Raw genomic sequence first — 25,883 nt, forward strand, 5'->3', positions numbered from 1 at the left:
CTGTTACTCCCATCCAGTCCGAGGATTAAATGCAGCCTGTTCAGACAGTTGTTGCCACAGTGCCCGTGCCTTCTCGTCCGGTTTTGGCGGCATAACCACCTTGAGAACCGCATACAAATCGCCAGTGCCTTTTTTGCTCGCCAACCCCTTACCTTTCACTCGTAACCGCTGACCGCTCTGACTGCCGGAGGGAATAGTCAGATTGATTTTCCCTGTAAGAGTGGGAACTTCAACGCTGGCTCCCAGCGCCGCTTCCCAAGGTGCGAGCGGCAACACGATTTGTAAATTCTGCCCGTCAATATCAAACAATGGATGCGGAGCGATACGAATGACCAGATAGAGGTCACCATTGGCGCCGCCACCGAATCCCGGAACGCCTTGCCCTTTCAAACGAATACGCTCGCCATCCCCAACGCCGGCAGGAATTTTCACCTTCAGCGTTTTGGTTGAGTCGGTTCTGCCAAGGGCATCATAAGTTGGGATTTGAATTGCGCGCGTCTGCTCGGAAAGCGTTTCTTCCAAGAAGATTGGCAACTCCATCTCAATGTCCTGCCCGCGCATACTCTGAGAAGATTGATGGGAGGAATAATGAGCAGAGGCGCCGCGATTGCCGAAGAAAGAGTCGAAGAAGTCGGAAAAATCATGGGTATCACCGCCACCTGCACGACCCTGCCACTGTTGCCCGCCGCCATGATAACCTGCCTGCTGGCCAAAATGAGGATCGTTGCGATGTAACCTCAGTTCGTCATATTCAGCTCGCCGTTCAGCGTCTTTTAACACTTCGTAAGCCTCGGCGATTTCCTTAAACTGACTTTCCGCATCTGGCTCGGTGCTGACATCTGGGTGATATTTCCGCGCTAACCTGCGATAAGCCGTTTTGATCTCTTTCTGCGAGGCCGTTGGCTCAACGCCCATAATCACATAGTAATCTTTGAATTCCATACGGCAATATCCTTAAGTTTAATGTGCCATAGATATAAGATATCCCCATCTAACTTTTATAAAACAAATTTATGCATATTTCTATCCGTACTCCCACGCGCCAATCCACCTGTAAACTATAGCGCTGACCTGGGTTTACGGACTCCCCTCAAGACATTTGGCGGGAACAGCCCTTGTTCATCCGTATCAAGCGCTCAACAGATGCCTGTTAATGCATAAAAAGAACGTCACTGACATGGAAAACCACCGAGTAAGGTGACAATCTGCCAGGTCAATTGCCCTTTCAACCTTATGTTATTAAATGAATTACGTGGTAAAGTGAGCGCCAAAATAAGCGATGCAATCACAATTTAAGCAACGGATAAGTCATGAATTTAAGAAACCGGACATTTCTTTTTTGGGGAGTGATGGATCTCTACGCGGTGTTATATATCGGTTTACAGTATTTCCTACAGGAAAGAATTCCTTTGGTAGCTGAAGTGCAGTACCTGCTGGATACCGGTTTTGATAAGTATCCGCTGATTTACACAATGATTACCCTATCGATCATTTTTAAAATATCGCTGGTAATGACCACAGTTCTGTTTCTGACTCGCAGCCAATATGCCATTAAAGCGGCATTTATTCAGGAGCCTTTACGCCTACTGTTAGTTATTCCCTCTCTCTCGATGATTACGCCGGTTCTGAAAGAATTCAACATTAAAATTCTTACCGTGAGCCTAACGCTATTGCTGATATCTGAAGTATTCAAAATCGTTTCTTTATATAGAGTGCAAATAAAGACCGAGCCCAATAAAACCACTCCCTTCATCGTCTGATTCGGGGGAAAACAGCATTTTCGCGCTATTGGCAAAACGAGTCGCTCAGTGGGAGCCAGGCCAATGCCCTGTTATGCCGCAGTCTGAGTCATTTCACCACGAGTACCGCCGCCAGGTTATCTCGCTATTTCGCTAATCACTTAGAATCAACCCAACCCATTGATTACATGCCCGTTTGGCGGGCATGCGGATGACCGTAATTGACTGACTCATAGAAGATAGCTTTACTTACTCCGCCGACCATACCGCTAACTGGTAGCCATCCGGATCGAGAAATTGAAAGCGACGACCACCGGGGAAGGAAAATATCGGTTTAACCATCACGCCGCCAGCTTCAACGACTCGCCGTTCGGTTTCTTCCAGATTATCAGCATACAAAATGACCAACGGCCCACCGGCTGCTGTCACGACCCCATCTGTGGTGAAACCGCCAGTCAGGCGACCATCGGTGAATTCGCAATAGGTTGGGCCATAATCGGTAAAGCGCCAGCCAAACAGGTTACCGTAGAAATTTTTTGAGCGAGTGATATCTCCCACTATAAATTCAATATTATCAATTTGACCCTTCTTGCCTGATACAGCCATAACACCTCCGGAGAAAAATGCACACCGCGTATTTTGCAAATAGACGCCCGCTGAGCCAGCCTGTTTGGCTGGAAAACCATACCATTAATCCTATACGTGAAATCCGTAATATTCTCAGAACTGTCGCCCATATCGCTTATCGCCGCCAGAACCCAAAGCGTGATAAGGAATAAGTAAAATTCACCCTATCGCACCGAAGCAGAAATAATCCTGTATAAGAAATAAACTATACTGTGATCACGGCTGCAAAATATGTCGGTAGTTTCAGACATAACATAATTTTCAGCCTTGGCAGAAGAAGTATGGCATAGAGGTTAAATCAGCCCGTGAGAGAGAGTCGGTAACGGGCAAGGAGGTATCTCATGGTCAATCATGTTTGGGGACTTCTGGTGCATCCCAGTCAGGAAATGAAACAAATCAAAAGTGAATCGGAAAGTATTCCCCACTTTTATACTCACCACGTCCTGTTGATGGCTGCAATTCCCGTGATCTGCGCATTTATTGGCACCACCAGAGTGGGATGGAATTTTGGTGAGGGTCAGGTGATTAAAGTCTCCTCGCTTACCGCTTTCTACGCCGCCGTAATTTTCTATGTGATGATTCTTGCCGCCGTGGCTTTAATGGGGCGAGTGATTTACTGGATGGCACGCCGCTATGAAAGTCGCCCAAGCTGGCAAAGCTGCACCTTGTTCGCCGGTTATGCCGCCACACCGATGTTTCTGAGTGGGATTGTGGCGGTTTACCCTTTGCTCTGGCTGTGCTTGTTCGCCGGGATTGTCGGGCTGTGTTACGCCGGTTATTTGATGTACCTCGGCATTCCAACCTTCCTGAATATCGACCGTAGCGAAGGTTTTATCTTCTCCAGTTCAACGCTGGCCATCGGTGTGCTGGTTCTGGAGCTATTACTCGGTTTCACCGTTCTGTTATGGGGTTATGGCGTCAGGCTAATCTGAGCAATTCTTATACCAACACCCTGCACCGTAGATCTCCTACGGCGTAGGGTGTATCTCTATTTCATCTTCCATGTTACTGATAATAGAGAGATTAACCTTATGAATAGACAGCGAACATTCGTTATTGCACTTATTTCCCCCCTTCTCTGCAATTCCTTCCCTGCTATGAGCGCTATTCCTATACAGGATGGGATTACTGAGCAAACTCTGATTTTCGTTCGTCATGCAGAGAAACCTGAGGCAGGTTTTGGGCAGATAAATTGTCAGGGTTTAAATCGTTCCCTGGCATTACCTAAAGTGATAAAAAATAAGTATGGCAAACCTGACTTTATATTCGCCCCAGATCCAACGCGAAAAAAAGCGGATTTCGGCCACTTCTTTTATTATCTCCGCCCGTTGGCGACCATTGAACCGACGGCTATCTACTTCAATATGCCGATAAATATCCGTGTGGGTCAGTCAGAAAGTGGCTGGCTTATCAACCAATTAGAAAAACCAAAATATTCAAGCGCTAAAGTGCTTATTTCCTGGGCGCATCATGAAATCATGGCTATCACTAAGGCACTAATGACCGAATATAACGGCGAGCTTGGACAAATACCCGAATGGGAAAATACTGATTTTGACAGTATTTACGTTCTTAAAATCGTGCGAAGTGAGGGGGCAAACCAGATTAGTTTTACCCATGACCAACAGGGGCTGAATGGATTACCGCTTGACTGCCCTGAAATTTCCCTGCCGCGATCTAATTCATTACCGGGCCGAGTTCCCGACAATAGCTGATAATAATAACTCTTTTTTATCTCGATTTTTTAACACTGGATAGCAAATTCTCTGTTTTTGGGTCATTAACAGCCTTTGAATCATATTAATGTCGGTGAGATCGCAATCTCTTACATCACCCCGACAAATAAGGTTGTACACTAATTGGGAAAAATAAAAATAAGGCGACGAAAATGAAAAAGCTGACTGTAAAAGAAATGACCGCAAGCGAACAACGCGACGTGAAAACCCAACTTGATAGAGCCAGGATCAACATGGGACGCGCACTCACCAATTCAGAACAAAACAAAGTGAAAGACGAAGCCATCGAAAAAATCATGCAAGCCCGAGCACTGGTCGCCAAAGCCAACCGCCCTGAGAAAAAAACCAAAAAAACGGCACCGAGCACCACCACCTTTAGCTGGTCCTCTTCCATCAGCAGCCGTCCACCACGTTGAGTCTTTCCCCCGTCAGGTTTTTGCCTGACTGGGCACCCAATTTCTAGTAGCGGAGGTCATCCTCCGTCACTATCGGATTGTTATGATTCCTGCCGTTAAATATGTTAATTCAATAGCTGATTTTCCCTCACGACTGTCCTAGTATGGCTAATGCTGTATTCCGTTAGTCCGCCCCGTGCACTATTAAGGAGTTTGTTGATGAAACTGTTTTATAAACCTGGCGCTTGTTCCCTCTCACCACATATCGTCCTGCGTGAGACCGGGCTAGATTTCAGCGTTGAACGCGTTGATTTGGCAACCAAAAAAACTGAAAGCGGCAAAGACTTCTTAACCATCAACCCCAAAGGACAGGTTCCTGCACTGGTGTTGGATGATGGCAGCCTGTTAACCGAAGGCGTCGCCATTGTGCAGTATCTGGCCGATCAGGTGCCATCGCGCAATCTGATCGCCCCCGCAGGCACCCTTGCCCGCTATCATGCTATTGAATGGCTAAACTATATTGCCACCGAATTGCACAAAGGATTCAGCCCACTCTTCAACCCGAAAACGCCGGACGAGTACAAAACCATCGCCCGCGAGCGTTTAGACAAACAATTTGCTTATGTCGATAGCGTGCTGGCGAAGCATCATTTCCTGCTGGGTGATAAATTCAGCGTAGCGGATGCCTATCTGTTCACTATTCTGGGTTGGGCAAAAGCCATGCAGTTCGATCTGCCGCAGTATAAAAATCTGACGGCCTATATCGCCCGGATTGCGGCACGCCCAGCGGTAGACGGCGCTCTGGTTGCGGAAGGTCTGAAGTAAGAAACGTAAAGAAAGAATGATATCCCCCGGCAATGGCAGACTTGCGCTTTTGACCGGGGGAAAATGATTAGAGTTTTACTGCCGTAAACTGATGAACCGGATTGACGATAAGATCCTGTGCAGCCACGATTTGTAATTCATACTCGCCCATTTGCTGGGTAGTCAGCATCACTTCATAAACTGCGGCGGTGACGTGCTCCAGCGCTTTATCTAACGCTTCGCCTTTTAGCAAATTCACCAACAGTAGGCCGCTGGTTAAATCACCGACGCCCACCGGCTGACGGCTGCCGAAATCCACCAACGGACGGCTGATATGCCAGGCATCTTCCGCTGTTACCAGTAGCATTTCAAAGCTGTTCAGGTCATAACCCGCGCGGCTAAGATGCTTAACCAGCACCACTTTCGGCCCTTTAGCGCACAGGCCGCGAGCTACCGTCACGGCTTGCTCGACGTTTTCCACTCGCGTTCCGCTCAGCTCTTCTAACTCAAGCAAGTTCGGCGCGATAATATCGCTGGCCGGTAATGCCTGCTTACAGAAGAATTCCGCCACGCCCGGCGCGACGATGCAGCCTTTTTCCGGATGGCCCATGACCGGATCGCAGAAATACCACGCCTGCGGATTGGCTTCCTTCACGCGTTTCACCGCAGCCAAAATATGGCCGCCCTGCTCCGGCGAGCCAATATAGCCGCTCAGCACCGCATCACAGTCTTTCAAACGGTCAACATCGGCAATGCCCTGCACAATTTCAGTCAAATGGCTGGCTGGCATCACGCAGCCAGTCCAATGACCATACTGAGTGTGATTGGAGAATTGAACGGTGTTCAACGGCCAGACATTAACGCCCATGCGGCGCATAGGAAATTCCGCAGCGCTATTGCCTGCATGACCAAAAACAACGTGGGATTGAATGGAAAGTATATTTTTCATCGGTACGGCCTAAAGTTAGGGGCTGCTCGGCCCTTTCAGTAACACCATTATCACTGCGTGTTTGCCCGCAGTTAATCGTTGACCATAAAAAACAAGGGACACCAGGCCCCTTGTTTTCGCACCGATTTAGATCCAGCTCACCAGGCAGTAATGTTTTTTGCCCCGGCGCAGTAAGGTAAAGCGGCCAAACAGACGATCCGCATCGCTAAAGGTGTATTCCGGGTTCGCCTGTTTCTCGCCGTTAATGGTCACGGCATTGGAACCAATCAGGGTACGCGCCTGACCGCGGGACGGAGCCAATTCCGCATTCACCAGTGCCTGTTGCAGATCGGCATCGCGGGTTAACTCAATCGCCGGCATACCGTCTTGGGCCAGTTGGGCAAAGTCGGCTTCGGTCATGTCGTTCAGATTGCCGGAGAATAGGCTGGCCGTAATACGTTTTGCCGCCGCCAGACCTTCAGCACCGTGAACCATACCGGTCACTTCTTCAGCCAGCACGTACTGAGCGCGCGGCGCTTTGCCGCTGTTTTTATCTTCTTCTTCCAGCGCATTGATCTCTTCCAGACTCATAAAGGTGAAGAATTTCAGGAAGCGATACACATCCGCATCGGCGGTGTTAATCCAGAACTGGTAGAACTTGTACGGGCTGGTTTTTTTCGGGTCTAACCATACCGCGCCACCTTCGGTTTTACCGAATTTGGTGCCGTCAGCTTTGGTAATCAATGGCACAGTCAGGCCGTACACTTGCTGCTGATGCAGACGACGAGTTAAATCTATCCCGGAGGTAATATTGCCCCACTGATCGGAACCGCCGATTTGCAGAACCACATTATGCTCTTTATTCAGGCAGGCGAAATCATAGCCTTGCAACAGATTGTAAGAGAATTCAGTGAAGGAAATACCGCTATCATCGCGATTTAGACGTTGTTTTACCGCTTCTTTGTTAATCATTTGGTTAACAGAGAAGTGTTTACCGATATCACGCAGGAAAGTCAGCACATTCATGCCGCCGAACCAATCGTAATTGTTGGCGGTAATCGCGCTGTTCTCGCCGCAGTTGAAATCCAGGAACGGGGAAACCTGATGACGGATTTTCTCGACCCATTCATTAACGGTATCCGCGGTGTTCAGCTTACGTTCCGTGGCTTTGAAGCTAGGATCGCCGATCAAGCCGGTCGCCCCACCCACCAGCGCCACCGGGCGGTGACCCTGTAACTGAAAACGCTTCAGGCACAACAACGGAACCAAATGACCCAAATGCAAGCTGTCTGCGGTAGGATCGAAACCGCAATACAGTGAAATTGGCCCTTGCGCCAGTCTCTCTGCTAACGCGTCTTCATCCGTAACCTGGGCAACGAGGCCCCGCTCTTGCAATTGTTTAATCAGGTTGCTGCTAGTCATTAACGACTCCATTGTCTTATGCAATATATTTATCTGGTTAACGTTTAACGGGAACACTTGCCATCGGGAAATGTTGTCGTTTATCGGCGTAATGCCTGCGTGCCAGATGGCACCCCATCAGGATGCGTTCAAGGAAGGGTATAGAATAAAGCGCCCGCCCCGCGAGCGCTAGGTTTAACCTCAATATTTCATCGTTCTCAGGGGGCTAAACGGTCAATTTTCCACGTATCGGCGTCTCGTTGGTAGAGAAAACGGTCATGCAGGCGATGTTCGCCTCCCTGCCAGAACTCAACCGAGTCGAAACGAACGCGGAATCCGCCCCAGAAACTCGGCACCGGTACCTCTCCCTGCTGGAATTTTTGTTTCAACTCCAAAAATTTGCTTTCCAGCACGCCGCGCGCGGAAATCCGCGAGGATTGCTGAGAAACCCAGGCACCTATCTGGCTATCTTTAGGACGGCTGTTGAAATATTTAAGTACTTCGAAGGTCGACAAACGTTCGGCTTTGCCGAGGAAAATCACCTGGCGATCCAGCGTATGCCAAGGGAATAGCAGGCTTATATGGGGGTTTTCAGCCAATTGCTGAGCCTTTCGGCTGCCTAGGTTGGTGTAAAACACCATGCCTTCGTCATCGAAATGCTTTAGTAATACAATACGTTGAAAAGGTTGACCATTGGCATCAACGGTCGCCACGCACATCGCCGTCGGGTCTGCGAGACGCGCTTCACAGGCTTGTTTCAGCCAGCGCTCAAATAAATCCAGCGGGTTAGCAGTCAGGTCCTTGCGGCGCAGACCGCCACGGGTATATTCACGTCGTAGGTCTGCAACATCAAACTCATTATTTTCAGTCATATACACTCTGTAACGCGCTGAAACTCAGTGGATTATTATTGTGCCTCTGTGACGCCAAGATCTCAATCGCCCTGACGTCACTGCCTGTTTCTAGTAGTCAATCACTTCGAGGGCACGAGCACGCAATCATTCATCACGATTTTATCGCCCCGCTCGATAAAGGCGCTGTCACCTTTCGACCAGAACGTATAATAACCGTCACTGTATCGGGTGCCCGAAGCAGCAACTACCTGCGGCAGATTCAGTTGCTTGCCATCCATCACAAACCTAACTTTGTCCTGCTTATTATCCAGCGCTACCGTCAACTGGGTACCCCCGCATTGATAGTGCAAAGTTTCACTTTTCTGTGAAAACTGGCTACATCCAGCCAAAGTCAGTACGGCAATCGCCGTGAAAACGGATTTCATTGCCTTATCTCCTGTCATGAGCTTCTCCCGCAGCCTATCACCCGTAGGCTGGACTTACCGAATATATTGAATTGCAGAATAAATTGAATCACCTAATATCCTAAAAGCGTCGCCTTATCGCCCTGGCTGTATGACCGGGTAAATCGCGCCCAAAACGGTTTCACAGCTGGCTCCGGTAACCGACGGTAAATTGCCCGGCAGGCCTGAAAGCGTGCGAAATGCTAGCCAGGCAAAAGCCAGGGCTTCCATATCGTCGCCACTGACGCCAAAGCTGTCGGTGGTCGCGACTTCAGTGCCCGGCAACATCGTCGACATTCGCGCCATCAATAGTGGATTCCGCGCACCGCCGCCGCACACCAGCAAACGCTCGCAACCTCCCGCCAGTTGAACCTGTTCGGCAATGGTCACCGCCGTCAGCTCTGCCAGCGTCGCCTGCACGTCTTCAGGCGCTATTCGCGGCATAATCTTCAGCTGCTGTTCCAGCCAGGCGGCGTTGAAATACTCCCGCCCAGTGCTTTTCGGCGCAGGTTTGGCAAAGTAAGGATCGGACAACATTTGCTTCAATAGCGGCTGATTGACCTTACCGCTCAACGCCCATTCGGCATCGCGGTCGTAAGGCAACGAGCGATGACGCCAAATCCACGCGTCCATCAACATATTTCCGGGGCCGGTATCAAAACCTCTGACCGGAGAATCAGGGATCAGCATGGATAAATTAGCGATACCGCCAATATTCAGCACCATCCGCCGTTCGGCATTATGCGCCAGCAATGCGTGGTGGAAAGCTGGCACCAGTGGCGCCCCTTGGCCGCCATAGGCCATATCCCGTCGCCGAAAATCCCCGACGGTAGTAATCTGCGTTATCGCCGCAATGCGATTATTGTCCCCTAACTGCAGAGTAAAACCTGGCTCTCCCATCGGTTCATGCCAGACAGTTTGCCCGTGACAACCAATTGCGGTGATGTCCTGCGGCGACACGCCGGTTTTTTTCATCAGCGCCAGCACCGCTTCGGCAAACAGCGTGCCCAACTGCGCATCTAGCCTGCCCACCGCCGATAAGGTGGTTTCTTGCCCCTGACACATCGCCAGAATATCTTTTTTCAACTGAAGCGGTATCGGGTGGCTATAAGTGGCCTGCTGCGCCACCATTCGCTCATTGATCGCAGCCAGAACCACATCGATTCCATCCAGGCTGGTACCCGACATCACCCCAATAAAGCGGCCTGATTTCATAGCAATGACCTTATCTCCCGCTGCGGGAGTACAATGACAAAAAAAAAACAACAACCCCCAATGAGGTTACTAAACCAGAATAATAAAATTAACACCATGAAAAGATGTAGTTTTTAGAGTGTATCCCGCGCTGTCTTCCCCTATATAATGCAAGGCTGGTTTTGCCAGGCAGCTCACAGAAAATGGATGATTTTTTTCTTTTTCATTTCCTGCTTTTAGAAATTTAAACCACCGTTTAATATTGATTAAGGGAATACACGTTAGGCTAGCGATCAACTAACCGACAATGTGCTTCAATACAGTGTGGTGCGATAACTACAATGTGATGCAATAACTGTTGGGGTCAGCCATACTTTTATCTATACCCGAAATTAATTGGTTTCGCGTATAGGTAGACAGGACATAGTGAACCGAATATCGGTTATGCACTTTAAACTAGGAGTTTTTATGATTAAGCCTTTCCTCGTCATTGCTATCGCTGCGGTTACTCTGACCGGTTGTGCGAACAACAGCACGCTGTCTGGTGATGTATTCAGCGCGTCACAGGCCAAGCAAGTGCAAACCGTAACCTACGGTACATTGGTTTCTGTTCGCCCGGTAACCATTCAAGGCGGTGACGGCGACAACGTAATTGGCGCTATCGGTGGTGCTGTGCTGGGTGGTTTCCTGGGTAACACCGTTGGCGGTGGTACCGGTCGTAGTCTGGCAACCGCAGCGGGTGCCGTAGCCGGTGGCGTTGCTGGTCAGGGCGTACAGGGCGCGATGAACCGTACCGATGGCGTGCAACTGGAAGTACGTAAAGACGACGGCACCACTATTCTGGTGGTTCAGAAACAAGGCCCGACTCGCTTCAGCGTTGGCCAGCGTGTGATGCTGGCAAGCAGCGGCAGCACCGTGACCGTCAGCCCACGTTAAGTTTGGCGCGGACATAAAAAAACCGGGGATCACATTGATCCCCGGTTGTTTTCTTTTGCTGTGAATAGATTATTTGAACTTTATTATTTTTACTTACTGTGTAATTGATTAATATTTTGTTCAAGTTTCATTAGCACACCTGTTAACAAAATAACCTCCGCATCCGTGATATTCGACATGACTTCGCCTCGGGTTGTTTCAATGACGTGTTCGAGTTTTTTGATGGTCGAACACGACTCTTCCGTTAATTTAATCCGCTTAGCGCGGCGGTCGTTAGCACAAGTCTGCCGTGTGATTAATCCCTTATCCTCCAGTTGGTCCAAAGTCCGAACCAACGATGGCTGCTCGATACCAATCGCTTTTGCCAGTTGAATCTGCGATTGCTCCGGTGGTAAACGACTAATGTTATGGAGCGTAACCCAGTGTGTTTGGGTCAGTTCCAACGGTTTTAATCGATGATCGATTAAAGCGCGCCAAACGCGAACTAATCGTGCTAAATCAGATCCTAATGTCGATTCCAATTGCCCCTCCTTTTAATTAGCGTGCTAGCATAACTCCCAGAGTCCAGTCTATTTTGGGTAATTAACATTAAAAATACAAATGTATATATACCGCCGATGCAGTGTTAATAGCAATAAATACGAGAAATCCTTTAGAAAAGGTGAAGATTTCTTTAATTCTAACCCCAAAGGATTAACCCAATGCAAGTAACTCCTGTACCAATGGCATCACCCTTAACGGACTGGGTACTGGGTGCCTCGATCTATTTCCCGCCTCTCTTCAAGGCGGTTATGCTAGGTTTGATATTTTGGCTATTGATCCATCATTTACTACGGAATTGGATCTACTCTGGCGAGATCTGGCATCCAATGTTAATGGATTTGTCTATTTTTGTCATTGCCGTCAGCATTTCTTTGTGGATTTTAGTCAGTTGGTAAATTGAGATGAAATATCAATCGATAAAATATTTTTCCAGCGTGATCGTTTTTGCTATCGCTATGTTCGCCGGTGGGTGGATGTGGAATTATTATATGCAATCCCCTTGGACGCGAGACGGAAAAGTCCGCGCAGAATTAGTCAACATCACTCCAGAAGTGTCCGGCAGGCTTATTCAAATTGCGATACACGACAACCAATTAGTAAAATCCGGTAGTCTGTTATTCGAGCTAGACCCGATGCCGTTCCAACTGGCGTTGGATAACGCGCAGGCCGCATTGGATAAAGCGCAGTCCGATATGGATAAGGCCAATCATGAATTGGCTCGACGTCAAAATTTACCTAAAAACCTCATATCAGGCGAAGACCTGGATATTGCCAATTTAACCGCTCAAGCAATGAAAGCGGCATATCAGGGCGCGCTGGCTAATCTGGAACAGGCTAAATGGAACCTGAGTAAAACCCATATTCATGCACCGACTGAGGGATATATAACCAATTTACAAACGCGCATCGGAAATTATGCTACCGCGGGGACTCCATTAGTGGCTTTGGTTGATATTCATTCCTTTTACGTAATGGGTTATTTCGAAGAAACCAAATTACGACATATCAAAGAAGGCAACCGGGCAAATATTGTTTTATATAATGGAAATATACCCCTTCAGGGTGTAGTAGAAAGTATCGGGCGCGCCATTTACGATCAAAGTGTCGATACAAATAGCGACTTGCTCGTCGATGTTAAGCCGAATGTCCCCTGGGTTCGTCTGGCACAGCGCGTGCCGGTACGTATCAAACTGATCGATGTTCCGCCGGACGTAACCTTAGTGGCCGGCACCACCTGCACCATTTCTCTGGCTGACTGACAAAAATGCACTGGCTACCGCTGCAGTGGAAACGCACGCCCTGGGGGAAGGCCAGCGGGGCGCAGTGGCGCTATGCCTTGCGTAATTCGCTGGCGATGTGCTTGTCACTGTGGGTTGCTTTTACTCTCAATCTGGATGAGCCTTATTGGGCGATGACTTCCGCGGCGGTTGTGAGTTTCCCCACCGTCGGCGGTGTAATCAGCAAAAGTATTGGTCGGGTGATTGGTAGTCTGATGGGTGCCGCTGCCTCGGTTATTATTGCAGGTCACTGCCTGAATGATCCTTGGCTGTTTACCTTCGCTATTGCCGCCTGGATCGGCTGGTGTACTTTCGTATCCAACCATTATCAAAATAACGTTTCCTACGCCTTTGCTCTGGCCGGTTATACCGCAGCAATCATCGCTTTTTCAACGGTCAACACTACGGATACTCAACAAATTTTCGATATCGCTCAGGCGCGAGTCTGCGAAGTGATTACCGGTATTTTGTGCGGTGGCCTGATGATGATGCTGTTGCCCAGCACCTCAGACGGCGAAGCGCTGCTGACCTCGCTGCGGCGTATGCATTCCCGCCTGCTGGAACACGCCATGCTGCTGTGGCAGACCGAAGACGATCCGCAGATTCGTACCTCACACGAGGGCGTGATCGGGCAGATTCTGACGCTCAATCTGTTGCGCATTCAGGCTTTCTGGAGCCACTACCGCTTCCGGCGACAAAACAATACGCTCAATTTTATGCTGCATAATCAATTACGAACCACCAGCGTCATCGCCAGTCTGCGACGTATGTTGCTCAACTGGCCCAATCCGCCTGGCAATCTGAAAAAGGTTTTGCAAACGCTGATTACCGAGCTTCAGCAGCCAGATTGCGATAAATATCGAGCCGCCAAAATTTTGCAACAAATTATCCCGCGAGATAAAGATGATTACCGCCACCGCGCATTCTGGCTGCGTTTACGTCATTTCTGTTGGTTGTATCTGGAATCTGGCCATTGGTTACGCCAATTGGAACAACACAGTGAACGAACTACATTGCCCCTCCCCAAGGTTGCCACGCTGGCGCGCCACACCGATACCTACGAAGCGGCTTACAACGGGTTACGCACCTTTGTCTGTATCGTTATTGGCTGCGCATTCTGGATAAACACCCAATGGAGTGCAGGCAGTTCGGCGCTGGCTTTGGCCGCCGTCAGTTGCGTACTGTATTCCGCCAGCCCGTCCCCGACGGACAGCATCATAACGTTGCTGAAAGCCATCGTGTTGTTATCCATCGGCTGCTTTATTTTAAAATTCGGCGTCATGATTCGAATCGACGACTTTTGGTTGTTTGCTGCCGTACTCTTACCGATCCTGGTTACCATGCAGATGTTTAAGCAGCAAAATCCGCCCTACGCGGCGCTGTGGGGGCAGCTTATCGTTTTTATGGGTTCTTTCCTCAGTGTGACCAATCCGCCCAGCTACGACTATCAGGGCTTCCTTAATGACAACCTCGGCAAGTTGGTGGGCGTGATGCTGGCGGGCGTGGCTTTCCAGATTTTGCGCCCCAGTTCGGATAAACGAAAAGGCCAACGAATTATTCGCGCCCTGCGGCGAGACTTTATCGACCAGCTCAGCCCTTATCCGCAACAAAGTCAGCCACGATTTGAATCGCTGATTTATCATCGCATCAGCCAGTTAAATCTCAGTCAGGATCAGGAAGCGCGCATCTGGCTGTTACGATGGGGCATGGTCTATCTGAATTGCAGTCATGTGGTATGGCAGTTACGGGACTGGCAAACCACTGCGCCGCCGCTGTCTGCGGTGCGGGATTTGTGTATTCATTGTCTGAAAGGCAGCGTAACGGAAAAAGGCGTTGAGCCTGAAGCGTTAGCGGCAACGCTGCAAGAGCTACTGCGCATCAGCGAAACTCTGGCTCATCATCCGGACTCGTCGGGGCGAGAACTGGCGGGGCTGGTTTGGCGTCTGTACTGCTCGCTGACGCAACTGCAGCTCGCCCTCACCCCGCCGGCTATTTCTTCCCCTGCCTAAGGATTAGTCAGGGGAGATCAATCATCAAGGAACGTCATAACCCAAAGCGGCGCGGCGAATGCGGAACCACTGCTGACGGCTGAGCGTTAGGGATATCGATTTCCACGCGGCGGCAACGCGCTCAATCTTGCCTGAACCAATAATCGGCAGCGGCACAGAGGGCAAACGCATCACCCAGGCATAGACCACTTGCTCGATATTCTCCGCACCGATTTCTTCCGCCACGGCCTGTAATTCATCACGTAATGGCTGGAACTCCCCATCGTTAAACAAACGCCCACCGCCTAAACATGACCAAGCCATCGGTTTAATACGCAATTGCTGACACATATCCAGCGTGCCGTCCAGAATGGTAGGCTGATGCAACGGCGATATTTCCACCTGATTGGTCACTAGCGAGAAAGGCAGGCGAGATTGCAGCAGACTGAACTGAGCCGGTGTGAAGTTAGATACGCCAAAATGCTTCACTTTGCCGCTTTTGTGCAACTGAGTGAAAGCCTCGGCAACGTCGTCAGCCTCCATCAGTGGATCAGGGCGGTGAATCAACAGCAGATCCAAATAATCCGTGTGTAAATGAGTCAATGATTGCTCGGCGCTGCGGATAATATGATCGCCATCGGTATTGTAGTGACCCAAGGCGTGCTCTGGCTTAGCCGTCGTCGCGATGCCGCATTTGCTGACGATTTCCATCTTATCTCGTAGTGATGGTTGTAAACGCATCGCTTGTCCAAAAGCCTGCTCGCACTGGTAGCCACCGTAGATATCCGCGTGATCCACCGTGGTAATCCCCATATCCAGATGCTGCTGAATAAAACCCTGTAGCTGGGCGGGCGTCATGTTCCATTCGATCAAACGCCAGTAACCGCAAATCATGCGGGAAAATTCAGGGCCTTGCGGCGATAATTGGCTACGTGTATGCATTTTGACCACCTATATATGTTGAATGACCTTCAGCATACACAAGCGACAGAAAGGATCATCATCCTGACGCAAGGAAATGGCGGTTGATCGGTATCAAAAGATGAATTTAAAATAATGACGGTTGTTCCGGTAGCGGTTCTTCCGGTTTTTTGTTGGCACGTAGCTGACGCAACAAACGTTGACGACACAGGCGCAGAACGTCGTGTTTTTGCATGTCGGTCATTTGCATCCAGCCAAAGCGCTCTTCCCGGCTGCGGAAACAGCCACGGCAAAAACCACGGTCATCTGCTTGACAGATACCGCGACAAGGACTGGGAATATCAAAAAACTCAAGCTGCTGAGCCACACAACCTCCTCGGATTACCCTTTCATTGAAGACGGCTTAACGGCGGCTGGCAAGTACAGATTCGCGATGTCGCTGAAAATAATCCCGCAGATAACGTATCACCTGACGATTTTTTTCCGGCATCGCCCTTTCCAGCGTCAACGCATGTAACCGCAGCGGCGTTGATTGCCACTCCGGTAGCAGCGTGATTAATTCTCCGCGTTGCAGCTCATCACCAATTTCATACAAAGGCAGCACGGAAAGCCCCATCCCTTCGCGAGTAAAATCGCGGATAACCGGCATACTACCGCTAATAACCTGCCCGTGATTCAGACGCAAAACCATCGTTTCTCCCGATGTGTGATGCAAATCTAAATGAATAGCCGAGGGATTATTCACCGAGGACATCCAGCGGTGCGCCAGTAAGTCCTGCGGCGTTTCTGGCACACCGTGCTGACTGAGATAGCGCGGTGCAGCGCAAATCACCATCGGCCACTCCGCCAACGGATGGGCAATCATATTGGCGTCCGCCAGCTGTCGATTGACTCGCAGAGCGATATCAACCCGCTGTTCGATCAAATCCACCACTTCGTCATTGGCCAGAATCCGCAGGGTTAATTTGGGATGAGCGTTTAGCAAAGGGGACAACGCTTCCGCCAGCGGGCGACCACCGATACCTACGGTAGTGGCAATGCGAATTTCGCCCACCAGCGTATCTCGTAGCTCCGCCAACCGCTGCTCGGCCTCTTTCGCCTGCTGCAACATGGCTTCGCAGCCGGGATAAAAAACCTGCCCGGCTTCCGTTAACGTCAGCCTGCGGGTTGAGCGATGCAACAAGGGGACGCCGAGCGCTTTCTCTAAAGAGCGCATATGCTGACTAATAGCGGATGCGGTCATACCCAACCGTCGCCCCGCTGCGGTTAGCGAACCTTCGGCCACTACGGTGGCAAAAATCGCCATTCGGTTGAGTTTATCCATGATTATGAAGTTTTACTTAAAGAAGAAAGCACAAATATGGCACTTATCAGCCAGTTTGTTAAGTATTAGAGTTAGCCCCGTCAACCCAACTTGAGGAATTAAACGATGAAACTGGCAATTATTGGTGCAACTGGTTTTGTAGGCCGTAAAGTCATCGACGAAGCTCTGGCTCGCGGTCATCAGGTTACGGCGATTGCCCGTCAGCCTAAAGATTTACCTAAAACTGATAACCTGACCATCGCATTAGGTGACATTGCTGATACTGACTGGTTAGCCCAACAATTGAGCGGTCAGGATGCGGTTATCAGCGCTTATAACCCTGGTTGGACCGAAGAAAATCAGTTTGAAAAATTCACGGCGGGAAGCCAGAAAATTCTGGATGCGCAGCAAAAAGCCGGCGTGAAACGCCTGTTGGTGGTCGGCGGCGCGGGCAGTCTGGAAGTCGCCCCTGGCGTGGAGTTAGTCGATACGCCAGACTTCCCGGATGCCTACAAGCAAGGCGCCTTGGGCGCCCGTGCGTTACGTAACAAGTTACGCGCTGAAAACACGCTGGATTGGACCTACCTGTCACCGGCGGCCTTGCTGGAACCAGGAAAACGCACCGGCCAGTTCCGTTTGGGTACCACTTCGTTGCTGATGAACGGCACGGCGCCAGCCAGCATCTCCGTGGAAGATTTAGCGGTGGCTATTTTAGACGAAATCGAAAATCCGCAGTTTATTAAAGCGCAGTTTACCGCCGCATACTAAGGACGAACCCGTTCTGCATCAGCCTCGCGCATGGCAGTCAAACCTACCCTCATAGGTGTGCCGTGCGCGGGGCTTTTCTTCTTTCCGCTTGTGTCACGTCTTTCCGCTTTTGTCACGTTTTGTTTCCAAACGCTAAGGTTATCTTAAGTTTGCTACTGTATCGTGCCAATCATTAATGAATAATTGGTTCTGATTAGCAATGAATGGACGATTCAAGTTACAGTGTAACGCAATCACCTTTATCTTAAGCTGCGCGCTATTTTTCACGCTGTTTCTCAATGCTCTTTTTATACACAAAGCCTGGTCGCTGATCGCCTTCGGCAGCCTAGATAGTTATGTGTTCGCCGCCACGATTCCGCTGGTGATATTCTGCGCGTTGAATATTACTTTCAGCCTGCTGTGCGTGCCATATCTGCGGAAGCCAATCATTATCACACTGCTGCTGGGCAGCGCGGCTGCTAACTATTTTATGTTTAGCTATGGCGTGGTGATCGACGGCAATATGATGCAAAACGCCTTTGAAACCAATGCGCAAGAGGCAACCGCCCTGCTCACGCCACGCATGGGCTGGTGGTTGCTGGGGCTGGGCATATTGCCCGCCGTCGTCATTTGTTTCACCCGGATTGAGTCCACCAAGCCTTGGTGGTACATGCTGGGTCTGCGGGCGGCCAATATTCTGTTATCCATGATGATTATTCTGCTGATCGCCGCGTTATTCTATAAGGACTACGCTTCGCTGATTCGCAATAACAAAAGCATCGTTAAAATGCTCACGCCGTCCAACTACGTTAGCGGTGTGATTGAGTATGCCAAACACAAATATTTCACCAATAACCTGCCACTCATTCGTATCGGTGAAGACGCGCATAAAGGCCCGCAGATTTTGGCGCAACAGAAAAAAACGCTGATGATACTGGTGGTCGGCGAAACTGCGCGCGCAGAGAACTTCTCCCTCGGCGGTTACGAACGGGAAACCAATCCGCGTCTGAAGCAGGATCAGGTGATTTATTTTAAAAACACCGCGTCCTGCGGCACCGAAACCGCCGTGTCCGTCCCCTGCATGTTTTCTAATATGCCCCGTAAAGAATACGATGCGACCCTCGCCAGCCATCAGGAGGGTTTACTGGACATTGTGGCGCTCGCCGGGGTGAATGTGCTGTGGCGGGAAAACGACGGCGGCTGTAAAGGTGCCTGCGATCGCGTTCCTCATCAGGATGTGACGCAGTTAAATCTGACACAGTACTGCGAAGGTGATGTTTGTATGGATGACGCACTGCTGCATAATCTAGACAATTATATCAATGGGTTAAAAGGCGACAGTGTAATTGTTTTACATCAAATGGGGAGCCACGGCCCAGCCTATTATCGCCGTACCACGCCGGAATTTCGCAAATTCACGCCAACCTGCGATAGCAATCAGATTCAGGATTGCAGCCCGCAAGAGCTGGTAAATACCTATGATAATTCCTTGCTGTATACCGATGCGACGCTGGATAAAACCATCAAAATTTTGCAGCAACACAGTGATACATTTAATACGGCAATGGTTTATCTGTCCGATCACGGGGAATCTTTGGGTGAAAACGGCATGTATCTGCACGGAACGCCCTACCTGTTTGCCCCAAGCCAACAAACGCACGTGCCTATGTTGCTGTGGATGTCAGCGGATTATGAAAAGAATTTCGCCATCAATCGCAACTGTTTAAACCAAATGGCGCAGCAGGCTGAGGTTTCTCAGGATAATCTGTTCCATACCATTTTAGGGATGATGAATATTCAGACCAAAGAATATCAGCCTTCATTGGATATACTGCACTCTTGCCGCTCACCTGCCTGATGGAAAGAGATTAACGCTTAAAATGATGACCGCTGATGTTCGCCATCGGCGGTTTTATCTGAATAGCGGGACAAAGACCTTTTATCAAACCTATGAATGATAAGGTGATTATTTAAAATCACCTTATTTACAGCCTCGAAAAGCTCTCGGTGTATCTTTTTTTCTTGACCTAGACCAGTCGGTCTATTACGCTAATGGTCATGAACAAGATATTGCACTCTCAAACTGATACCCGCGAACATCTGTTAGCCACCGGCGAGCACCTGAGCTTACGTCTGGGCTTTAACGGGATGGGACTCAGCCTGCTGCTGACTACCGCTGGCGTACCAAAAGGTTCGTTCTATCATTACTTTAAGTCGAAAGAAGCTTTCGGCGAAGCCATGCTGCAACGCTATTTTGATCGCTACGATACTCAAATGCATAACCTGTTTTCCAATCCGCAAGGGGATCAGCGCCAGCACCTTCTGGGCTATTTTGCTCAGGGAATTGGCAATTTTTGCAACAGTGAGTGCCACAACGCCTGTCTGGCGGTCAAACTTTCTGCTGAAGTGAGCGATTTATCTGAGCCTATGCGCCACGCACTGGATACCGGCACCGCTCGGGTCATCCGTCGCTTACAGGACGCGATTGAAAAAGGCATTGAGGAGAAATCCCTGCGGGTGGTTTTATCCGCATCCGCCACGGCAGAAACGCTCTATGCCCTATGGCTCGGCGCCTCGCTGCGCGCCAAAGTGAAACGCTCCGTCGCCCCACTGACCTGTGCGTTAGAAAGTATCGAATTGCTATTACAACCGACAGCCTGATTTAACAGCCACTCATCTCGCCTGCGAGGTAAGTGTCTTACACAAACACTAGACGACTGGTCTATTATTACAGGAATTATCATGAAGACAGCAAAATTGTTCTCTCCGCTAAAAGTTGGCGCTGTGACGCTGCCAAATCGCGTGTTTATGGCACCGCTGACCCGTTTACGCAGCATGGAACCGGGTGATGTTCCTACGCCGTTAATGGCGGAATACTACGCTCAGCGTGCCAGCGCCGGCCTGATTATTACCGAAGCGACGCAGGTGTCTTTCCAGGCCAAAGGCTATGCGGGCGCACCGGGTCTGCATACTCAGGAACAAATGGAAGCGTGGAAAGAGATTACTCAGGCGGTGCATGATAAAAAGGGTCATATCGCGGTACAACTGTGGCACGTAGGCCGCATTTCACACAGTAGCCTGCAACCGAATCAACAGGCACCGGTCGCCCCTTCGGCTATCGCTGCGGATTCTCGTACCACGGTGCGGGATGAAAACGGTGCTTGGGTGCGCGTTCCTTGCTCAACCCCGCGCGCGCTAGCCTTAGAAGAAATTCCAGGTATTGTGGATGATTTCCGTAAAACCACCGCCAATGCTCGCGAAGCTGGCTTCGATTTCATCGAAATCCACGCTGCTCACGGTTATTTGCTGCATCAATTTATGTCTCCGGCGTCCAACCAACGTACCGATGCCTACGGCGGCAGCATTGAAAATCGCACTCGCCTAACACTGGAAGTGGTAGATGCAACCGCCGCTGAATGGGGCGCGGAGCATATTGGCATCCGCATTTCACCGCTCGGCCCATTCAATGGTCTGGATAACGGGGAAGATCAGGAAGAAGCCGCGCTGTATCTGATCGATGAACTGAACAAACGTAAAATTGCCTACCTGCACATTTCCGAACCTGACTGGGCGGGGGGTAAGCCTTATTCAGACGCCTTCCGCGACGCCGTGCGCGCTCGTTTCAACGGCGTTATTGTAGGCGCTGGCGCTTACAGCGCTGAAAAAGCTGAAGCGTTGATCGAAAAAGGCTTTATTGACGCCGTTGCCTTTGGCCGCAGTTATATTGCCAACCCGGATCTGGTACAACGTTTGCAGCAGCAAGCGCCCTTGAATACGCCGGACGGTGACACTTTCTATGGCGGCGGCGCTAAAGGTTACACCGATTATCCAACCCTATAATGCCGCGATTTAGCTAAACATCTTAATGCCGGTGAGCGTTTCTCTTACCGGCATTGCTGTATTTAACCGCCATTTGCGATTTCCTCTCGAGCAGCACACTCATCGATTTACGCCGCGAACGCTGCGCCCCAATGTTAGAGTGTAGAGAAATTTGCCAGCGCTGTGCGGTATTCGCCTGACTGGGCTTATCGGGGTATCTGTGGCGTTCAGGTGACGAGTATCGCGCAACAGCCCATGGAAGAAGCTCTGTCGCAACACATAGTATTGGTGTTTGGTTCAAAGAGTATTCAGAGTCGCGACGGAGGTATCCCCAGCCAGATTGCAGAGTGGATGAATCACCGTCGTAACAATTAAACGCCCTGCATGACGGTATGCCCATCCCTTTCCCGACCCGTGGAGTCAGCTGCTGGGAAAGTCATGGGCAAAGACGACGCTGACCGTCTGATGGGGCGCTTAGCGCCCTTTCTTCTTGCGACCGGGCTGGGCAAAACGCTTGCGGGAAGCGGTGTTATCCGCGGGTTTTTCGACGCTTTTCGGGCGGTTAACGCTCGGTTTTTTCGCGGCAGCAGGCTTGGCCTGCGCTTTTTTTTGCCGGTTTCTCGTCAGAGGAGGAATTTTCAATCAGCTTGAATAATTCAATCAACTCATCGTCGGTCAAATCTCGCCACTCGCCCTGCGGCAACCCTTTCAGATTGACGTTCATGATGCGAGTACGCTCAAGTTTGGTGACTTCATAGCCAAAATGCTTACACATACGGCGAATCTGGCGGTTAAGCCCCTGCACCAGCGTAATACGGAACACAAAAGGCGCTTCTTTTTTCACTTTGCACTTTTTGGTTACCGTTCCCAACATCGGCACGCCGGCAGCTAAACCAAGAATAAATTCGTCAGTCACCGGTTTGTTAACGGTCACTACGTATTCTTTTTCGTGATCGTTCCCCGCCCGCAGGATTTTATTGACCAAATCGCCGTGATTCGTCAGGAAAATCAACCCTTGGGAATCTTTATCCAGCCGACCGATAGGGAAAACGCGTTTGCTGTGATTCACAAAATCAACAATATTGTCGTGCTCGCCGTCTTCCGTAGTACAAATAATGCCAACCGGTTTGTTGAGTGCGATCAGTACCAAATCATCTTCATTACGCGGCTCAATCAGCTGACCGTTAACTTTCACCACATCCCCGACATAAACCTGATCGCCAACTGAGGCTCTCTTGCCGTTAATAAAAACATTTCCCTGTTCGACGTAACGATCGGCGTCGCGACGAGAACAGATGCCGCTCTCGCTAATGTATTTGTTAAGACGAATGGATGAGTTGGTCAGCATAGTTCTTCCGAAAAGGGCGGACTATACCTTATCCGCGCCGGGTTGCGAAGCCTGTAAAGCCCGATAATTTAAATGGTGCAGGCCCCGTCAAGTAGTGCGGTGCCATAAGAATTGTCGATAGTACATAACCAACGTCCGTCCGGTTCATGGCGAAAAACGTAAGTCGCTTATCGGGACGCTGTCACCGATCCTCCCTGTCCGTCAGGAAAATGCAACACCGTTTCGATCATCACCAATGCATCGCCCGATCCTGCAATAACCTGCATTTCGCCCTGCTCAACCACCAGCCGATCCTGAAAATAATCGGAAATAGCAATAAAAGCCCGACGAATATTGTCCGTTCCTCTGGCAATCATGCCGGGTTTCGCCACCAGCGCCGTATCTTCCGCATAGTGCTGCATCAGTGCGTCAAAATCTCGGTTAGAAATCGCCTTATCGCAGGTTTCGATGATTAAGCGTATGGGATGCGTGGTCACGGATTTCGTCCTTATAAAGATAAAGGCTGAGCATTCCCTTACCTTGGCACCCTTCCGGCATCATAGCTCCCTCAACTACCCGCCTGCAGGACAGCAACATCGCCTGAACGCAAAAATACTGATTACAGCGTAGGCAAAAGAAATATCGGCTGCCCCACCAGGGTAGTGAGCAGGAAGATATTGCTATATCATTGATGACTAAGTTTGATTCATGATCACTTATTATTAATTAATTGATAAAAGAGGTATTTCTATGCGCTTACTTCATACCATGATCCGCGTCGGTGATTTGCAACGTTCCATCGATTTCTACACCAAGGTATTAGGGATGCGCTTACTGCGTACCAGTGAAAATACTGAATATAAATACTCGTTGGCTTTCGTTGGCTACAGCGATGAAAGCCAAGGTTCAGTCATTGAACTGACCTATAACTGGGGCGTAGACAGCTACGAAATGGGCACCGCATTCGGTCATTTGGCGCTGGGCGTAGACGACGTAGCGGCCACCTGTGAGCAAATCCGTCAGGCCGGTGGCAAAGTTACCCGTGAAGCCGGCCCGGTAAAAGGCGGCAACACCGTTATAGCCTTCGTTGAAGATCCCGATGGCTATAAAATCGAGCTGATCGAAAATAAAAGCGCCGGTCAGGGTTTAGGCAATTAATCGAGCTGCCCCGTGCTAAAAGCGCCCGAAAGCAATTTCGGGCCGTTGACGTGCAATAGCCGCGAATAGGAAATAGAAGGTCACTGGCGTTAAATCTGATGAGAGTTCCCGCTCGCACGTTCATACTTGCAGCTAACGCCTTTACTTCCCTGATTTTAGAGCAGGTTTTGATCGCGATCCGGCTTCAACCTTGGCGTCTCCCCCTCTTCTGATGATTCCTCCTGCATCGCGCGGAAAAGTTTGACATAATGCGCGCAATATTCGAATGAAGATAAGAAACTAATGGCAGAAAAAAGTGATGTTAACGCCCTGAGTGGCCGTTTTCGTGGGTATTACCCGGTAGTAATCGACGTCGAAACCGCCGGATTTAATGCCAAAACCGACGCATTGTTAGAAATTGCTGCGGTAACCTTACAAATGGATCAGGACGGTTGGCTAAAGCGGGATGAAACTCTGCATTTCCACGTTGAACCTTTTGAAGGCGCTAATTTGCAGCCTGAAGCGCTGGCGTTTAACGGCATCGACCCAACCAATCCGCTGCGCGGCGCCGTGCGGGAATATGATGCATTACACGCCATTTTTAAAGCCGTGCGCAAAGGGCTGAAAGATCATGGCTGTAATCGCGCTATCATCGTGGCTCACAATGCCAATTTCGATCATAGCTTTGTGATGGAAGCCGCCGAGCGTGCCAAACTGAAACGCAACCCTTTCCACCCTTTTGCCACCTTTGATACCGCCGCCCTCAGCGGTTTAGTATTAGGGCAAACCGTGTTGGCTAAAGCCTGCCTGACTGCGGGAATTCCCTTTGATAGCTCACAGGCGCATTCCGCACTGTATGACACAGAACAAACCGCAGAACTCTTCTGCGAATTGGTTAACCGCTGGAAACGCTTAGGCGGCTGGCCGCTGGCTATCGCTGACGAATCTTGAGTACAACGGCTCCTTCCCCGAGACGAACGCCCGACTAACCGTCAACTGCCTCTTTAAACGAGGCAGTTTTGCGCGGATTGATTCAATATCAAACGCTCATCGCTTTAATCAATTCGAGCCAAATTCTCTTCGCTTTTTTGTTTGCTATGACTTGTCCAGATGACTCAATAGATTATCTCTATTACATTCAGTATCCATAAAAAATTTTAATTTTTTCTACTCACTTTATATCCGCTACTAGAAATATTTTATTTAATCTATTAAATATCGCTTTAAAATAAATAAAACTCACATATGGAATAACAAAAAAATATCAAATTAGAACTCATAAATTAGATCAAAAAATGATGGAAATAAGAAAAGAATTAAAAGTCACCACCACAACATCACAAACAAAGATCCCTCCTAGACAACAAAATAATAGCGTGATAATTTTGGCGGGATATTATTCATTAAGATAGCAGGATGTTATTCATATAAGTTAATACAATACATCACACAGATAGCATTCTTGATATCAACTAAAACAGCTCCAACGCCAATAAAGCGCAGTACAGTGAACTCAAGCCGGTTACAACTACAGCGCAGATGCACCACAACCTGTGGAACTCCGTAGTCTTACGGTCATAAACGTTTCTTCACGAGGAGGCATACGTAAGCAGGATATATGCTGGGAAATAGTGATAATTAATCAATGAATAAATCTGTGGAAATCATACTGGCAATACCAAAACAATAATCAATTGGCGCAGAGAATAGTAAAAACACGATTACCTCAGCGTGACTCAATATCTTGAAGAAACATTAACCAAT

General features: G+C 49.5%; 26 protein-coding genes and 2 pseudogenes. 15 read left to right on the top strand and 13 right to left on the bottom strand.

The window, feature by feature from the left end; genetic code table 11:
- Window positions 1–3 precede the first annotated feature (3 nt).
- On the bottom strand, window positions 4–942 hold the full coding sequence (gene cbpA / locus PL78_RS05780) for a curved DNA-binding protein (protein ID WP_064513922.1): 939 nt from the start codon (window positions 940–942) through the stop codon (window positions 4–6).
- Window positions 943–1,310: 368 nt separating this feature from the next.
- Between cbpA and PL78_RS05785 the strand changes: the two genes are divergently transcribed.
- Entirely contained in the window at window positions 1,311–1,760 is a 450-nt protein-coding gene (locus tag PL78_RS05785) for a hypothetical protein (protein ID WP_128821841.1), read from the top strand.
- A gap of 228 nt (window positions 1,761–1,988) precedes the next feature.
- Here the strand turns inward: PL78_RS05785 and PL78_RS05790 are convergent, their stop codons facing one another.
- Window positions 1,989–2,345 carry a VOC family protein gene (locus PL78_RS05790; RefSeq protein WP_064513926.1) on the bottom strand — a complete coding sequence of 119 codons (357 nt, stop codon included), beginning with the start codon at window positions 2,343–2,345 and terminating at the stop codon, window positions 1,989–1,991.
- Between the two features lie 362 nt (window positions 2,346–2,707).
- Between PL78_RS05790 and PL78_RS05795 the strand changes: the two genes are divergently transcribed.
- From PL78_RS05795 to gstA, 4 genes are all read left to right on the top strand, one after another.
- Window positions 2,708–3,298 (top strand): Yip1 family protein, encoded by a 591-nt coding sequence (locus PL78_RS05795; protein WP_064513928.1) that lies wholly within the window; start codon window positions 2,708–2,710, stop codon window positions 3,296–3,298.
- Window positions 3,299–3,397: 99 nt separating this feature from the next.
- Window positions 3,398–4,081: a hypothetical protein gene (locus tag PL78_RS05800; RefSeq protein WP_064518276.1), complete on the top strand. Its 684-nt coding sequence runs from the start codon at window positions 3,398–3,400 to the stop codon at window positions 4,079–4,081.
- Window positions 4,082–4,254: 173 nt separating this feature from the next.
- Complete coding sequence (yjbD, locus tag PL78_RS05805) at window positions 4,255–4,518, top strand: DUF3811 domain-containing protein (protein ID WP_049600203.1); 264 nt, start codon at window positions 4,255–4,257, stop codon at window positions 4,516–4,518.
- Window positions 4,519–4,716: 198 nt separating this feature from the next.
- Window positions 4,717–5,322, top strand: coding sequence for a glutathione transferase GstA (gene gstA / locus PL78_RS05810; protein WP_064513930.1), 606 nt, complete (start codon window positions 4,717–4,719; stop codon window positions 5,320–5,322).
- 67 nt (window positions 5,323–5,389) lie between these two features.
- Here gstA and pdxY read toward each other — a convergent pair whose 3' ends face one another.
- From pdxY to anmK, 5 genes are all read right to left on the bottom strand, one after another.
- Window positions 5,390–6,250, bottom strand: a complete 861-nt coding sequence (gene pdxY, locus PL78_RS05815) for a pyridoxal kinase PdxY (RefSeq protein WP_064513932.1) — start codon at window positions 6,248–6,250, stop codon at window positions 5,390–5,392.
- A gap of 126 nt (window positions 6,251–6,376) precedes the next feature.
- On the bottom strand, window positions 6,377–7,651 hold the full coding sequence (gene tyrS / locus PL78_RS05820; protein WP_049600196.1) for a tyrosine--tRNA ligase: 1,275 nt from the start codon (window positions 7,649–7,651) through the stop codon (window positions 6,377–6,379).
- 197 nt (window positions 7,652–7,848) lie between these two features.
- A complete protein-coding gene (gene pdxH / locus PL78_RS05825) occupies window positions 7,849–8,502 on the bottom strand; it encodes a pyridoxamine 5'-phosphate oxidase (RefSeq protein ID WP_049600193.1) in 654 nt (217 codons plus the stop codon).
- Window positions 8,503–8,603: 101 nt separating this feature from the next.
- A complete protein-coding gene (locus PL78_RS05830; RefSeq protein WP_064513934.1) occupies window positions 8,604–8,909 on the bottom strand; it encodes an MliC family protein in 306 nt (101 codons plus the stop codon).
- A 114-nt stretch (window positions 8,910–9,023) separates the two neighbouring features.
- On the bottom strand, window positions 9,024–10,142 hold the full coding sequence (anmK, locus tag PL78_RS05835; protein ID WP_064513936.1) for an anhydro-N-acetylmuramic acid kinase: 1,119 nt from the start codon (window positions 10,140–10,142) through the stop codon (window positions 9,024–9,026).
- Between the two features lie 447 nt (window positions 10,143–10,589).
- Here anmK and PL78_RS05840 point away from each other — a divergent pair, with 447 nt between their 5' ends.
- Window positions 10,590–11,057 carry an outer membrane lipoprotein gene (locus PL78_RS05840; RefSeq protein WP_064513938.1) on the top strand — a complete coding sequence of 156 codons (468 nt, stop codon included), beginning with the start codon at window positions 10,590–10,592 and terminating at the stop codon, window positions 11,055–11,057.
- 89 nt (window positions 11,058–11,146) lie between these two features.
- Here PL78_RS05840 and slyA read toward each other — a convergent pair whose 3' ends face one another.
- Entirely contained in the window at window positions 11,147–11,578 is a 432-nt protein-coding gene (gene slyA / locus PL78_RS05845; protein WP_064513940.1) for a transcriptional regulator SlyA, read from the bottom strand.
- 180 nt (window positions 11,579–11,758) lie between these two features.
- On the opposite strand from slyA, the gene PL78_RS05850 reads away from it, so the two are divergent.
- The 3 genes from PL78_RS05850 to PL78_RS05860 are packed head-to-tail and all read left to right on the top strand — an operon-like array spanning window position 11,759 to window position 14,886.
- Window positions 11,759–11,995 (top strand): DUF1656 domain-containing protein, encoded by a 237-nt coding sequence (locus PL78_RS05850; protein ID WP_064513942.1) that lies wholly within the window; start codon window positions 11,759–11,761, stop codon window positions 11,993–11,995.
- A 6-nt stretch (window positions 11,996–12,001) separates the two neighbouring features.
- Window positions 12,002–12,859, top strand: a complete 858-nt coding sequence (locus PL78_RS05855) for an efflux RND transporter periplasmic adaptor subunit (RefSeq protein ID WP_064513944.1) — start codon at window positions 12,002–12,004, stop codon at window positions 12,857–12,859.
- 5 nt (window positions 12,860–12,864) lie between these two features.
- Entirely contained in the window at window positions 12,865–14,886 is a 2,022-nt protein-coding gene (locus PL78_RS05860; RefSeq protein WP_064513946.1) for an FUSC family protein, read from the top strand.
- 24 nt (window positions 14,887–14,910) lie between these two features.
- Here PL78_RS05860 and PL78_RS05865 read toward each other — a convergent pair whose 3' ends face one another.
- The 3 genes from PL78_RS05865 to PL78_RS05875 all read right to left on the bottom strand — a co-directional run bounded on the left by PL78_RS05865 (window position 14,911) and on the right by PL78_RS05875 (window position 17,110).
- Window positions 14,911–15,807, bottom strand: a complete 897-nt coding sequence (locus PL78_RS05865) for an aldo/keto reductase (protein WP_064513948.1) — start codon at window positions 15,805–15,807, stop codon at window positions 14,911–14,913.
- A gap of 106 nt (window positions 15,808–15,913) precedes the next feature.
- Window positions 15,914–16,153, bottom strand: coding sequence for a DUF1289 domain-containing protein (locus tag PL78_RS05870; RefSeq protein ID WP_049600166.1), 240 nt, complete (start codon window positions 16,151–16,153; stop codon window positions 15,914–15,916).
- 36 nt (window positions 16,154–16,189) lie between these two features.
- Window positions 16,190–17,110 carry a LysR substrate-binding domain-containing protein gene (locus tag PL78_RS05875; RefSeq protein ID WP_064513950.1) on the bottom strand — a complete coding sequence of 307 codons (921 nt, stop codon included), beginning with the start codon at window positions 17,108–17,110 and terminating at the stop codon, window positions 16,190–16,192.
- Between the two features lie 105 nt (window positions 17,111–17,215).
- On the opposite strand from PL78_RS05875, the gene PL78_RS05880 reads away from it, so the two are divergent.
- The 4 genes from PL78_RS05880 (at window position 17,216) to nemA (ending at window position 21,676) form a co-directional block, all read left to right on the top strand.
- A complete protein-coding gene (locus PL78_RS05880) occupies window positions 17,216–17,857 on the top strand; it encodes an NAD(P)-dependent oxidoreductase (RefSeq protein WP_064513952.1) in 642 nt (213 codons plus the stop codon).
- A gap of 199 nt (window positions 17,858–18,056) precedes the next feature.
- A complete protein-coding gene (gene eptA / locus PL78_RS05885; protein ID WP_064513953.1) occupies window positions 18,057–19,694 on the top strand; it encodes a phosphoethanolamine transferase EptA in 1,638 nt (545 codons plus the stop codon).
- Between the two features lie 200 nt (window positions 19,695–19,894).
- Window positions 19,895–20,497, top strand: coding sequence for a TetR/AcrR family transcriptional regulator (locus PL78_RS05890; RefSeq protein ID WP_064518278.1), 603 nt, complete (start codon window positions 19,895–19,897; stop codon window positions 20,495–20,497).
- An 81-nt stretch (window positions 20,498–20,578) separates the two neighbouring features.
- On the top strand, window positions 20,579–21,676 hold the full coding sequence (gene nemA / locus PL78_RS05895) for an alkene reductase (protein ID WP_064513955.1): 1,098 nt from the start codon (window positions 20,579–20,581) through the stop codon (window positions 21,674–21,676).
- Window positions 21,677–22,129: 453 nt separating this feature from the next.
- Here the strand turns inward: nemA and rluF are convergent.
- Window positions 22,130–23,003 (bottom strand): annotated as a pseudogene (gene rluF, locus PL78_RS05900) (23S rRNA pseudouridine(2604) synthase RluF).
- 68 nt (window positions 23,004–23,071) lie between these two features.
- Window positions 23,072–23,479, bottom strand: a pseudogene (locus PL78_RS05905) (YybH family protein).
- A 253-nt stretch (window positions 23,480–23,732) separates the two neighbouring features.
- On the opposite strand from PL78_RS05905, the gene gloA reads away from it, so the two are divergent.
- Together gloA and rnt are read left to right on the top strand one after the other, a co-directional pair.
- A complete protein-coding gene (gene gloA, locus PL78_RS05910; protein ID WP_064513957.1) occupies window positions 23,733–24,140 on the top strand; it encodes a lactoylglutathione lyase in 408 nt (135 codons plus the stop codon).
- Between the two features lie 282 nt (window positions 24,141–24,422).
- Entirely contained in the window at window positions 24,423–25,070 is a 648-nt protein-coding gene (gene rnt / locus PL78_RS05915; RefSeq protein WP_064513959.1) for a ribonuclease T, read from the top strand.
- The last annotated feature ends 813 nt before the right edge of the window (window positions 25,071–25,883 follow it).

This window comes from Yersinia entomophaga (assembly GCF_001656035.1).
GTDB lineage: Bacteria > Pseudomonadota > Gammaproteobacteria > Enterobacterales > Enterobacteriaceae > Yersinia > Yersinia entomophaga.

What these genes read in the sequence shown, in the direction of transcription:
- PL78_RS05790 (WP_064513926.1), bottom strand. Translation starts at nt 2,345, where the DNA reads ATGGCTGTATCAGGCAAGAAGGGTCAAATTGATAATATTGAATTTATA.
- PL78_RS05875 (WP_064513950.1), bottom strand. Translation starts at nt 17,110, where the DNA reads ATGGATAAACTCAACCGAATGGCGATTTTTGCCACCGTAGTGGCCGAA.
- PL78_RS05830 (WP_064513934.1), bottom strand. Translation starts at nt 8,909, where the DNA reads ATGAAATCCGTTTTCACGGCGATTGCCGTACTGACTTTGGCTGGATGT.
- PL78_RS05860 (WP_064513946.1), top strand. Translation starts at nt 12,865, where the DNA reads ATGCACTGGCTACCGCTGCAGTGGAAACGCACGCCCTGGGGGAAGGCC.
- eptA (WP_064513953.1), top strand. Translation starts at nt 18,057, where the DNA reads ATGAATGGACGATTCAAGTTACAGTGTAACGCAATCACCTTTATCTTA.
- cbpA (WP_064513922.1), bottom strand. Translation starts at nt 942, where the DNA reads ATGGAATTCAAAGATTACTATGTGATTATGGGCGTTGAGCCAACGGCC.
- gloA (WP_064513957.1), top strand. Translation starts at nt 23,733, where the DNA reads ATGCGCTTACTTCATACCATGATCCGCGTCGGTGATTTGCAACGTTCC.
- yjbD (WP_049600203.1), top strand. Translation starts at nt 4,255, where the DNA reads ATGAAAAAGCTGACTGTAAAAGAAATGACCGCAAGCGAACAACGCGAC.
- PL78_RS05865 (WP_064513948.1), bottom strand. Translation starts at nt 15,807, where the DNA reads ATGCATACACGTAGCCAATTATCGCCGCAAGGCCCTGAATTTTCCCGC.
- gstA (WP_064513930.1), top strand. Translation starts at nt 4,717, where the DNA reads ATGAAACTGTTTTATAAACCTGGCGCTTGTTCCCTCTCACCACATATC.
- anmK (WP_064513936.1), bottom strand. Translation starts at nt 10,142, where the DNA reads ATGAAATCAGGCCGCTTTATTGGGGTGATGTCGGGTACCAGCCTGGAT.
- rnt (WP_064513959.1), top strand. Translation starts at nt 24,423, where the DNA reads ATGGCAGAAAAAAGTGATGTTAACGCCCTGAGTGGCCGTTTTCGTGGG.
- PL78_RS05855 (WP_064513944.1), top strand. Translation starts at nt 12,002, where the DNA reads ATGAAATATCAATCGATAAAATATTTTTCCAGCGTGATCGTTTTTGCT.
- PL78_RS05795 (WP_064513928.1), top strand. Translation starts at nt 2,708, where the DNA reads ATGGTCAATCATGTTTGGGGACTTCTGGTGCATCCCAGTCAGGAAATG.
- pdxH (WP_049600193.1), bottom strand. Translation starts at nt 8,502, where the DNA reads ATGACTGAAAATAATGAGTTTGATGTTGCAGACCTACGACGTGAATAT.
- PL78_RS05880 (WP_064513952.1), top strand. Translation starts at nt 17,216, where the DNA reads ATGAAACTGGCAATTATTGGTGCAACTGGTTTTGTAGGCCGTAAAGTC.
- tyrS (WP_049600196.1), bottom strand. Translation starts at nt 7,651, where the DNA reads ATGACTAGCAGCAACCTGATTAAACAATTGCAAGAGCGGGGCCTCGTT.
- nemA (WP_064513955.1), top strand. Translation starts at nt 20,579, where the DNA reads ATGAAGACAGCAAAATTGTTCTCTCCGCTAAAAGTTGGCGCTGTGACG.
- PL78_RS05890 (WP_064518278.1), top strand. Translation starts at nt 19,895, where the DNA reads ATGAACAAGATATTGCACTCTCAAACTGATACCCGCGAACATCTGTTA.
- pdxY (WP_064513932.1), bottom strand. Translation starts at nt 6,250, where the DNA reads ATGAAAAATATACTTTCCATTCAATCCCACGTTGTTTTTGGTCATGCA.
- PL78_RS05840 (WP_064513938.1), top strand. Translation starts at nt 10,590, where the DNA reads ATGATTAAGCCTTTCCTCGTCATTGCTATCGCTGCGGTTACTCTGACC.
- PL78_RS05850 (WP_064513942.1), top strand. Translation starts at nt 11,759, where the DNA reads ATGCAAGTAACTCCTGTACCAATGGCATCACCCTTAACGGACTGGGTA.
- PL78_RS05785 (WP_128821841.1), top strand. Translation starts at nt 1,311, where the DNA reads ATGAATTTAAGAAACCGGACATTTCTTTTTTGGGGAGTGATGGATCTC.
- PL78_RS05800 (WP_064518276.1), top strand. Translation starts at nt 3,398, where the DNA reads ATGAATAGACAGCGAACATTCGTTATTGCACTTATTTCCCCCCTTCTC.